Origin of the sequence: Streptomyces sp. URMC 127 (assembly GCF_051386535.1) — a bacterium.
In the GTDB taxonomy this organism is placed as follows: domain Bacteria; phylum Actinomycetota; class Actinomycetes; order Streptomycetales; family Streptomycetaceae; genus Streptomyces.
The window spans coordinates 1-9,583 of record NZ_JBPQTW010000245.1 but is presented as its reverse complement, the minus strand read 5'-3'; the positions used below and the strand labels follow the sequence as shown (position 1 = coordinate 9,583).

Genomic DNA, 9,583 nt, shown 5'->3' with positions numbered 1-9,583 from the left:
GGCGGGGGCAGCGGGGGAGGTCATGCGGTTCGCCTTTCGGTGGGGCACGGACTCTGCCCGTCCGAACCCCACGGATGATCATTTCATTCCGCCTGCTGCGGCGCCTCCGTCAGTGCCTGCAGCAGGTGGTCGGCGAGGCGGGGCAGCCAGTCGGGGCGGGCGTTGCCGAGGAGGTGGTCTCCGTGCGGCACGGAGAGGTACGTGCCGTGCGGAGCTGTACGGGCCAGCGGTTCGCCGTTCGTCACACCGGGGATGACGTCCCGGCCTCCGTCCACGACCAGCAGCGGCGACGCGATGCGGGGCGCCAGTGCGGCGAGGTCCACGTGGCCGGCGAACTCGCGGGCGGCGTCGGTTCCTCCGGTGCGCCGGGCCATGATGTCCCGTACGGGCTGTGGCAGTTCCTCCCAGTCGAGGCGGAAGGGCCCGCTGACCGTCGCCACCGCCGCCACGCGCGGTTCCAGCGCCGCCGTCCGGGCGGCGAAATAGCCGCCCAGGCTGAGGCCGACGATCCCGGCGCGCGCGACGCCGAGGGCGTCGAGGACCCTGCCCACAACCTGCTCGTAGTCCGGCCGCATCGCGGACGTGGCCGCGAGCGCCCCCTGCCCGGGGCCGTCCATCGCGAACACCGCCAGCCCTCTGGCCAGCAGTGCGGACACCACGTCGAGGAACTCCTCCTTGGCCGAGTCCAGACCCGGTACGACGATGACGGTGCCGGGGGCGCCGGCGGGCCCACGCAGCCAGCCGGTGAACCCCTCGCCGCTCACACGTCGCGCCTCCGGCTCCAGCAGGGCGAGCGCGTCGCCCAGGGCACGGTCCGCCGCGGCGGCCGCGCGGGCCGCCTCCGCGTCCGGCGCGAGCGTGGCGAGGTGGAACCACCGGGCCGCCGCCAGCAGGTGCTCACCCGCCGAGACGGGCGATCCCGCCTCCTGCGCGCGCTGCAGGCAGGCGTGCCCGGTGCGCAGGAAGGCCGGTTCCCAGTCGGCGACGGAGGTGAGGCCGGCGGTGACGCGGCGGTATGCGTGGGGGTCGACGCCCGCCCCGGTGGCGCGGGTCCACTGGGCGTCGGCGAACGCGGCGGCGAAGGCGGCGGCGGACTCGGGCGTATCCGTCGTGTTCATCGTGCTCCTCCGGTCAGCAGCGCCCGGCGGCCGGCCGGGGAACCCGCCGTGCGCAGCAGGCGCAGGGCCGTGATCCCGGCCGTGGGAATCAGTCTGTGCATGCCGTGCATGCAACCCCGCATCCGCCCGGCGATCCAACAACCGGCGAGCGAGACTGACAACCGTTGGTTGTCGCCTATGGTGACGGCCATGGATCTCGACGTGGCGCACGTCCGCGCCTTCGTTCGCGCCGCCGAAGAACGGCACTTCGGGCGGGCGGCCGGCACGCTCGGCATCACCCAGCAGGCGCTGTCCAAGCGGATCGCCCGCCTGGAAGCCCTGCTCGGCACCGCACTCTTCCGGCGCGGCGGCAACGGAATACGCCTCACCGAAGCCGGGCACCGCTTCCTCCAGCCCGCCCGGCACACCGTGGCCGCCGCCGACGCCGCGGTCGCGGCCGTGACGGGGGAGGACCGCCCGCTGCGCGTGGACGTCTGGGGGCACCTCTACGCGCCCATGCGGACGCTCGCCCGGCTCGCCGGACAGGTGGCCGGACTGGTGCCGGGGCACGGGCGCGACCTGCCGTCGGTGACGGACGCACTGATGCAGGGCGACATCGACGCGGCCTTCGGCCGGGTCCACCCCCCGCTGCACGCCGGGCTGACGCACCGCCTCGTCCGCCTCGAACCGGTGGACGCCGTCCTGAGCGCGGACCACCCGCTCGCGGCCGAGCCCGCGCTGCGGCCGGAACAACTGCGCGGCAGCGTGCTGTGGTCGCCCGGAGCGCTGGACCGGCTCGACTTCCTCCACCGGTTCGCCGAGCGGTTCGGCATCCGGGACAGAGCCGCGAGCGTCAACCTGGGCCTCGCCCACTTCCTCGCCGAAGTGGCGGAATCCCCGGACCGCTTCACGCTGCTGCCCGCCGACGTGCCCCTGCCGGACGTCCCCGGCCTGCGCTCGGTCCCGCTGACCGAGCCCACGCCCCTGTACGCCTGGTCGCTGCTGTGGCGCACGGGCAACAACCACCCCGGCCTGGACGGCCTCACCACCGCCTGCGCCGCGGAAGCGGCCCGGAGCCGGTGGCTGGAGTACGACCCGGCCCACGACTGGCTGCCCGAACCACCGGCGAACGGACCGGGGCGCCGGAACCCCTGAGAAGGGCTGCGCGGAAGGCCTGGCAGCCGCTGCACGGCTCCCAGGCGCCCGGCCCCGTCGGCATCAGCCGGCCGGGGCGGCCGACGGCAGGCACTCCAAGCCCTCCGGCAGGGATTGCAGGCCCTCCGGCAGCGCCCCCGTGTGGACGATCCCGAGCCGCTGCGTCGCGCGGGTGAGGGCCACGTACAGGTCGCTGACGCCGAATTCCGCCGGCTCGGCCACGATCACCGCGTCGAACTCCAGGCCCTTGGCCTGCCGCGGATCCAGCAGCACCACCGGCCGCGTCAGGTCCGGCGCCGGGCCGTGCGACGCGGCGGGGAGCGCCGCGGACAGGGCCGCGTGGTGCGCCCGCGGGGCGATCACCGCGAGGCGGCCGTCCTCCGGCAGCTCCCGGGCCACGGCCGCGGCGACGGCGCCCGGCAGGTCGCCGGTGCGCACCGCCCAGGGGCGGACGTCCGTGGAGCGGATCGAGCGCGGCGGCTCGAACGACGGGTCCGCGGAGCGCAGCACGCCCGCCGCGACCTCCATGATCTCGGCCGGCGTACGGTAGTTGACGCCGAGGCGCACGTGCTCCCAGCGCTCCCCGACGTACGGGCCGAGGATCGAGGACCACGCGCCGCAGCCGCCCGGCTCGGACGTCTGCGCCGGGTCTCCCACCAGCGTCATGGAGCGGGTCGGGCACCGGCGCATCAGCAGCCGCCACGCCATCGGGGACAGCTCCTGCGCCTCGTCCACGATGATGTGGCCGAACGCCCAGGTGCGGTCCGCGGCGGCGCGCTCGGCGGCGCTGCGGTGGTCCTCCTCCTCGTGCCGCTCCGCGAGCCGCTCGGCGTCGACGAGGTCGTGGGCGGCCAGCACCTCCGAGTCCTCGTCCGAGCGGTCCTCGAACTCCTGGGTGCGCGAGCCGTACGACAGGTCGAGCACGCCCTGGGCGTACGCGATCCGCCGCTGCCGCTCGGCCTCGGCGGCGGCCCGGGCGGCCGAGTCGTCCTCGCCGAGCAGCTCGGCGGCCTCGTCCAGGAGCGGGACGTCGGCCGGCGTCCAGGGGCCGCCGGTGCGCCGGATCGCCGCGGCGTCCGCCTCGGGCAGGTGGGCGGGCTCGGCGAGGAAGTCCGCGACGAGCCGGTGCGGGGTGAGCTGCGGCCACAGCTCGTCGATGGCGGCGTGCACCTCGCGGCTGGCCGCAATGCCCTTGCCGAGCTGGGCGATGTCGTCCGGGCCGAGGAAGTTCGGCCCGCCATAGGGGTCCGCGCCTATGCGGTCGGCGAGCTGCCGGGTGAGCGCGTCGATGACGTGGAAGGCGAAGTACGGGCGGGCGAGGTTGTGCGGCAGTTTCGTCGCGCGGGCGTGGTGGCGCGCGTCGGACGCGATGTCCGCGTCCAGCAGCAGCTCGCCGTCCTCGTGGTCGATCACGGTCACGGGATCGGGCAGGACCTGCCGGTCGCGGACGTACGCCGCCAGGGCGTCCGCCATCGCGGCGGAGCCCTTGACCTCGGCGGCCCGCGGGGTGTCGGTCCCGGTGGCCGACACGCCGGGGAAGAGCTCGCCGGGCGTGGCGAGCAGCACGCCCGTCTCGCCCAGCGAGGGCAGCACCTCGCCGATGTAGCCGAGGAAGGCGGGGTTGGGGCCCACGATGAGCACGGCGCGCCGGGCCAGCTGCTCGCGGTGGGCGTAGAGCAGGTAGGCGGCGCGGTGGAGGGCGACGACGGTCTTCCCGGTGCCCGGCCCGCCCTCGACGACGAGGACGCCGCGCTGCGGGGCGCGGATGATGCGGTCCTGCTCGGCCTGGATGGTCTGCACGATGTCGTGCATCCGGCCCGTGCGGGCCGCGTCGAGCGCGGCGAGCAGCACGGCGTCCGCGTCCGAGCCCTCGTGCCCGGTGCGCTCGGTGTCGGTGAGGTCGAGGATCTCGTCGTGCAGGGCGGTGACCCGGCGGCCCTCGGTGGTGATGTGCCGCCTGCGGCGCAGCCCCATGGGGGTGTGCCCGGTGGCGAGGTAGAACGGGCGCGCGACCTCGGCCCGCCAGTCGATGACCAGCGGGGTGCGCTCGGCGTCGTCGCGCCGGATGCCGATGCGGCCGATGTGGTGGTCGCGGCCGTCGCGGAACGCCAGCCGGCCGAAGCACAGGCCGCGCTCGCCGGCGTTGAAGGCGGAGAGGAGCCCGGACTGCTCGGCGACCATGACATCGCGTTCCAGCCGCGCCTGGAAGGTGCTGCCCCCCTGCGCCAGGGCCTGTGCCACCGCCGTCTCGGCTCCGGCACGCAGTTCGGCGAGGCGCTCGTGGAGCAGATCGATGAATTCTTGCTCGTTGCGCATGTCCGCGATTGACAATTCAGCTCCCGCCGGGATACGATGACTTCATAAGGCTTCCCCCTGCCTTGTTTTCGTCAAGACAGGGAAATCCCCAATATACGCAGAGAAATCCCCCGGACGTCAATACGGTCCGGGGGATTTCTTTGGTGACGAACCAATGCCGGGGCCGGACCGGGAATTCGACGCGCCCCCCGGGCCTAGCGGGCGGTGGCCCCCGGCACGCCGGCCGTGGCCAGCCAGTTCCCGACCTGCCGGCGCGTGGCGACACCGGTGAAGCGGAACACCTCGCGGCCCTCGCGCATCAGCAGCACACCGGGCACGCCCAGGACGCCGAAGCGCTCCTGCGCCCACGCGGCCCGGTCGACGTCGACCTTCACACCGGTCAGGGCGGCTCCGCAGGCTTCGACCGCGTCCTCCAGGACGGGCATGAGGTATGCGCAGGGGCCGCACCACGGAGCCGTCAGCCCGACGAGCACGGGCACGGGCCCGGCCAGCAGCCGCTCCAGGTCGTCCTCCGTCACGACCTCGCGCAGTACGCCGCGCTCCTCCGGCGCCTCTTCGCCGCCTGCGCCGTCTTCATCGTCATCGTCTTCGGCGTCTTCGCCGTCTTCGGCGGGCATCGCGGCCTCGGCGGCCGCGGCGGCGACGAGCGCGGCGTTCGCCGGCGGCGCGGAGATGCCGTTGACGCAGAGCCCGGCGGCCAGCAGCCGCTCCAGCACGGCCGGATCGAGGACGTGCCCGGCACGCTCGGCCACCGACACCTCGGCCAGCTGCGGGAGATGTGCGAGCAGGGCGCCGGCCAGGTCGTGGCCGACGGCCATGCCGTCGAAGGTCAGGGAGGCGAGGCGCGGCATGCCGGCGAGGGCGCCGAGGTGCTCCGGCCGGAAGGCCGTCGCCTCGCTGAGAACGAGCGTGTCGAGGGAGGCGGCGGTCTCCGAGCCGGCGAGCGCGGCGAGACCCGCGCCGGTCAGCCGCGGGGACGCGAGGACGAGATCGGTCAGTGCGGGCATGCCGCCCAGCGCCGCGACGCCCTCGTCGGTGAAGTCCCCGGCCAGCAGGAGCGTCTTCAGCGCCCGCTGCCCGCCGATCGCCCGGACCATCGCGTCCGTCGCCCCGGACAGGTCGGCGACGACGAACGCGTCGGACGGCAACTGCGCCAGCGCTGCGGCGACATCGTCCGGATCGTCCGCGCCGGTGGCGTCCAGGACGTAGACGAGCCGGGAGCCGGACGACAGCGCCACCTCGCCGCACGCGTCCAGCTCCACGGGCTCGCCGCCGCCCTCCGTGTAGCGGACGAGGGTGCCGGGGATGCCTCCGGCGGGGAACTCGATCACACGTGCGCTCATGCCCCCATGCTAGGCGCGGCACGGCGGCGGGGGACGGGCCCGCCTCAGGCCCGCGTCCCCGCGCAGTCCTCCAGCTCCGCGGCGAGATAGGGCGACGGCCGGGGGACAGTGCCGTAGTCGGCGTCGCTGTGCGCCTCCAGCTTCCGTACGGCGGCGGTCAGATGGGCGGTCACCGCCCGCCACCACCGTTCGTCGGGCGAGGGCGCGGCCGGGGCGCCCGGGCCTGCGGGCCGTTCCGGGCCCTCCTCCCAGAAGAAGCGGGCCGAGGACTCGACGACCCCGTACCGGCTCGGGCGCCGGTCGCCGCGGATGGGCGCGGGCGGCGTGCCGAGGATCCGGTCGCCGTCCTGCGCGTACAGCCCGGCGGCCTGCTGGAGCCACCACCGCGCTGCCTGCCGTTCGCTGTGCTGCAGGTGGTGCAGGTACAGGCAGAGGGCCGCCGTCGCGGAACCGGCGCCGGCGGCGAACCGCCACCAGAACGCCGCGCCCTCGTGCCGCCCGGCCAGGTGCAGCAGACAGGCGAAGGCCAGCGCGCCGCGCGGCTCGATCGCCGGGTCGTCGACCAGCCGGGCCATCGCCGCGACGGCGGACCGGTCGTGGACGACGCGGGCCGAGAGCGAGTCCAGCTCCGTGGCCGCCCGCTCGTGCAGGGCGGTGCGCCTGGCCGTGCCCAGCGGCGGGTCGGCGGGGACCGCGCGGCCGGCGCGGTCGTGGTCGTGGCGGATGCTCTGGGCGCGGCGGTCCATGGCGTCGGCCCGGTTCCAGACGACGCGGCCGGCGATCCGTGCGAGGGCCGCCCGCTCGTTGTAGCCGTCGAACGCGCCGGGCGGCACGGCGGCTTCCGCGAGCACCCGGTCGATGGCGGCCGGCCGGTCGCCTCCCTGTCCCTGGCGCATGTGGTTCACGCCTCCTCTTCTCCTTCCGGGGCTTCCGGGGCCTCCGGGGCTTCCGGAGTCCATGCGATCTCCAGATCGCGGGCCAGGCGCCGTCTCGCCCCGCGGACGTGCGAGCGCACCGTGGCGGGCGAGATGCCCATGATCCCGGCGACGCGGCAGACCGGGTAGCCGAGCACGTAGCGCAGCACGACCACGTCGAACTGGCGGTCCGGGAGCCGGGTGATGGCCGCGTACAGCCCGAGCCGCGACTCCAGCACCTCCAGGCGGGCGCGGCTCGCCTCCCGCACGGCCGCGAACGCCGCCGTCTCGACGAGCGCCGTGGCGCCGCGCCGCCTGGCCGCCAGCAGCTTGGTGATCTTCTCCTTGAGGGCGGCCAGGGCGTACGCGGCGGGGTTGGGCTGCCGCCGCACCTCTCCCCAGGCCAGCGCCAGCTGGCAGAAGACCTCCTCCACGACCCACTCCGCGTCCGGCTCGCTGTCGAGCTGGAGGTGGGCGTAGCGGAGGTAGGGCCGGTGGTGGAGCGAGAAGAAGGCGACGAAGTCGGCGGGCAGGCCCTCCGACAGGTCCTCCCGCAGCTCCGGCCAGGGCCGGGGCCCGGTCCCGGTGCGCCGCCCGGTCACGCCGGTCATGCGGCCGCCTCCCCGGGCCCGGGTGGCCGCCGATCGCACGCCTGTAGCTGCACCTGCACGTCCTCTCGCCGATGGACGGTGCCGTCCGCTCGGCACCCGAGGGCCTCAGGGCCCTCATCCATCAGCCAAGCGAAACGGAGCCCCTGGCGTGCAGGCCGATCGTCCGAATGTCGTGCGGAAAGGGACGCGCGAAGGGCGCGCGGCGCGGGCCGCGCGCCCCCTCGGCGAGTGGACGGGGCGTCAGCTCCCGGTGAACGGGGCGAACGTCCGGCTGAAGTACCAGGTGTCCTGTTCGATCCCGGAGCAGGTGTCGGACCCCTTCGTGCCCGGGCAGCCGCCGTTGTCCCGCTGCAGCGCCCAGAACGAGAGCGTGCCGATCCCCTGCGCGACCGCCCAGTCGCGGACGCGGACGGCGTCCTGCGTGGTGAAGGTCTCGGCCGGGCCGTAGTCGTCGATGCCGGGCATTTCGGTGACACCGGTCATCGCCCGCAGCTCCGCCTGTGTCTTCGCCGGGTAGAGCCGCGCGAGCTGGGCCTGGAGCCCGGTCGCGGCGCTCACCGTGTCCGCGGCCATGTCGTGCGCGGCCCCGTCGTAGTAGTCGAACGTCATGAGGTTGACGACGTCGACGCGCGCGCCGTTCGCGACGGCGTTGCGCAGCACCGCCAGCCCGCTCTCGGCCGGGCCGTGCGTGGTGGTCGGCAGCGTGTACGAGAACTGCACGGTGCGGCCGGTGCTCGCGGCCCAGTCCTGCACCTGTTTGACGGCCTTGTTGCGGCGGTCGATGCCGGCGGCGTTCGTCAGGGAGTTGTCCTCGATGTCGAGGTCGATGCGGGTGACGCCGTACGTGGTGACGACCTTCTCGAAGGCGGCGGCGATCCGCGCGGGGTCGGGGCAGCTGTCCGCCAGCTCCGTACCGCCGTTGTCGGCGGCGTATCCGCCGAAGGAGGGGATGACGTCGCCGCCGCGGGCCCGGATGGTGCCGATGTCGGCGCCGAAGACGGCCGGGGAGACGGGCTTGCCGGTGTCGCCGTTCCAGTAGGGCGTGCAGGAGCCCGGCGCCTCGGTCTGCAGGAACGCCATCGTCAGGTGCTTCGCCCCGGACCGCGCGGAGAGGTCCGCCGGGCTCTCGGGGCCGTAGGTCTCGAAGTAGGGCGCGAAGACGTGGGGCGGCAGGGGCGCCGCGGCGGCGCGGGCGTCGCCGCTCCCGCTCAGGACGAGCGCGGCGGCGGTTGCGCGCTGAACATCGTCGGTCTGGACCAGAGTTGTGTCAAGGGTTCCGGTCCCCGTTGTGCACATGGAATTTTTCCGGGGAATTCATATTTTCCTTGCCAACTCCCCTGTGAAGCACAGTTATTGGTACGGTCCCGGCGAATGAGACGATACGTCCCAGGAGGTCGTCGGCCGTGGACGTTCCGCCTCCGCCGACCCGGAGGGCCGGGGCCCGTGCGGCGGTCCGGAAATAACACTTGCTATATTGCGCAACTGTGAAAGTTGCCAGGTCGTCGCGAGTGCGCGCCGACCGGATCCGATGGGGAGCGCGTATGGGCCGTAGGCGGAGCGAGAGGCACGAGAGGCAGGAGCGGCCGCAGCGGCGGGCGCGGCGGGCGAGAGCGGCGCTGGCCGCCCCGGCGGCCCTGCTCGTGGCGGGTGCCGCCGTGGACGAGGCGGCCGGGGCAGGCCTCGGCCGGATCTTCGTGCTCACCGCCGCGGCCGCCGCCGCGCTCGCCGCTGTGCTCTGCCCCCGCGGCCGCACGTGGTGGGTGCTCGCCGCCCCGCCGCTGGCCGTCGCCGCGGTGGCCGCCGGCGCCCAGCTCGCCGTGGGAGCGGACAGGAGCGGCGGCAGCCTCGTGATGGCGGGCGCGCACTGGGCCCTCGACACCTTCCCCGCCATGGCGGCCGCCGAGGCCACGGCGGCCGCCGTCCTGACCGGGCGTGTGCTGCGGCCGGGCCGGGGGAGGAGGGCCTGCCATGCCTGAGCCGTACCGCCGCGACCGGGAGCGGGGCCGCGACGGCATCCGCGACCGGGGCCGCGACCGGGCCCGGGACCGCGACCGCATCCGCGATCGGGACCGCATCCGCGACCGGGACCGCACCCGCGACCGGGGCCGCGACCGCCCCGGCACCCGGCCCCGCCCGCAGGGCACCGC

At 74.9% G+C, this 9,583-nt stretch carries 7 protein-coding genes and 1 pseudogene; 2 read left to right on the top strand and 6 right to left on the bottom strand.

The genetic code is table 11. The annotated features are described in order from the left end of the window. Positions 1 to 83 precede the first annotated feature (83 nt). The gene (locus ACSNOH_RS30520) at positions 84 to 1,118 is read right to left on the bottom strand and encodes an alpha/beta hydrolase family protein (protein ID WP_436724686.1); all 1,035 of its coding nucleotides are present in this window, start codon (positions 1,116 to 1,118) and stop codon (positions 84 to 86) included. Positions 1,119 to 1,307: 189 nt separating this feature from the next. Between ACSNOH_RS30520 and ACSNOH_RS30515 the strand changes: the two genes are divergently transcribed. Next, positions 1,308 to 2,252, top strand: a complete 945-nt coding sequence (locus ACSNOH_RS30515; RefSeq protein ID WP_436724685.1) for a LysR family transcriptional regulator — start codon at positions 1,308 to 1,310, stop codon at positions 2,250 to 2,252. Positions 2,253 to 2,315: 63 nt separating this feature from the next. Here ACSNOH_RS30515 and ACSNOH_RS30510 read toward each other — a convergent pair whose 3' ends face one another. The 5 genes and pseudogenes from ACSNOH_RS30510 to ACSNOH_RS30490 all read right to left on the bottom strand — a co-directional run. Continuing rightward, positions 2,316 to 4,568 carry a HelD family protein gene (locus ACSNOH_RS30510; protein ID WP_436724684.1) on the bottom strand — a complete coding sequence of 751 codons (2,253 nt, stop codon included), beginning with the start codon at positions 4,566 to 4,568 and terminating at the stop codon, positions 2,316 to 2,318. Positions 4,569 to 4,762: 194 nt separating this feature from the next. Beyond that, positions 4,763 to 5,911: a thioredoxin family protein gene (locus ACSNOH_RS30505; RefSeq protein WP_436724683.1), complete on the bottom strand. Its 1,149-nt coding sequence runs from the start codon at positions 5,909 to 5,911 to the stop codon at positions 4,763 to 4,765. 44 nt (positions 5,912 to 5,955) lie between these two features. Next, positions 5,956 to 6,807: a hypothetical protein gene (locus tag ACSNOH_RS30500; RefSeq protein ID WP_436724682.1), complete on the bottom strand. Its 852-nt coding sequence runs from the start codon at positions 6,805 to 6,807 to the stop codon at positions 5,956 to 5,958. Between the two features lie 5 nt (positions 6,808 to 6,812). Next, entirely contained in the window at positions 6,813 to 7,436 is a 624-nt protein-coding gene (locus ACSNOH_RS30495; RefSeq protein WP_436724681.1) for an RNA polymerase sigma factor, read from the bottom strand. 246 nt (positions 7,437 to 7,682) lie between these two features. Beyond that, positions 7,683 to 8,732: pseudogene (locus ACSNOH_RS30490) on the bottom strand (chitinase); the annotation flags it as partial. Between the two features lie 245 nt (positions 8,733 to 8,977). On the opposite strand from ACSNOH_RS30490, the gene ACSNOH_RS30485 reads away from it, so the two are divergent. Further along, on the top strand, positions 8,978 to 9,412 hold the full coding sequence (locus ACSNOH_RS30485; RefSeq protein ID WP_436724680.1) for a DUF6542 domain-containing protein: 435 nt from the start codon (positions 8,978 to 8,980) through the stop codon (positions 9,410 to 9,412). Positions 9,413 to 9,583: the final 171 nt, after the last annotated feature.

What these genes read in the sequence shown, in the direction of transcription:
- ACSNOH_RS30520 (WP_436724686.1), bottom strand. Translation starts at nt 1,118, where the DNA reads ATGAACACGACGGATACGCCCGAGTCCGCCGCCGCCTTCGCCGCCGCG.
- ACSNOH_RS30515 (WP_436724685.1), top strand. Translation starts at nt 1,308, where the DNA reads ATGGATCTCGACGTGGCGCACGTCCGCGCCTTCGTTCGCGCCGCCGAA.
- ACSNOH_RS30510 (WP_436724684.1), bottom strand. Translation starts at nt 4,568, where the DNA reads ATGCGCAACGAGCAAGAATTCATCGATCTGCTCCACGAGCGCCTCGCC.
- ACSNOH_RS30505 (WP_436724683.1), bottom strand. Translation starts at nt 5,911, where the DNA reads ATGAGCGCACGTGTGATCGAGTTCCCCGCCGGAGGCATCCCCGGCACC.
- ACSNOH_RS30500 (WP_436724682.1), bottom strand. Translation starts at nt 6,807, where the DNA reads ATGCGCCAGGGACAGGGAGGCGACCGGCCGGCCGCCATCGACCGGGTG.
- ACSNOH_RS30495 (WP_436724681.1), bottom strand. Translation starts at nt 7,436, where the DNA reads ATGACCGGCGTGACCGGGCGGCGCACCGGGACCGGGCCCCGGCCCTGG.
- ACSNOH_RS30485 (WP_436724680.1), top strand. Translation starts at nt 8,978, where the DNA reads ATGGGCCGTAGGCGGAGCGAGAGGCACGAGAGGCAGGAGCGGCCGCAG.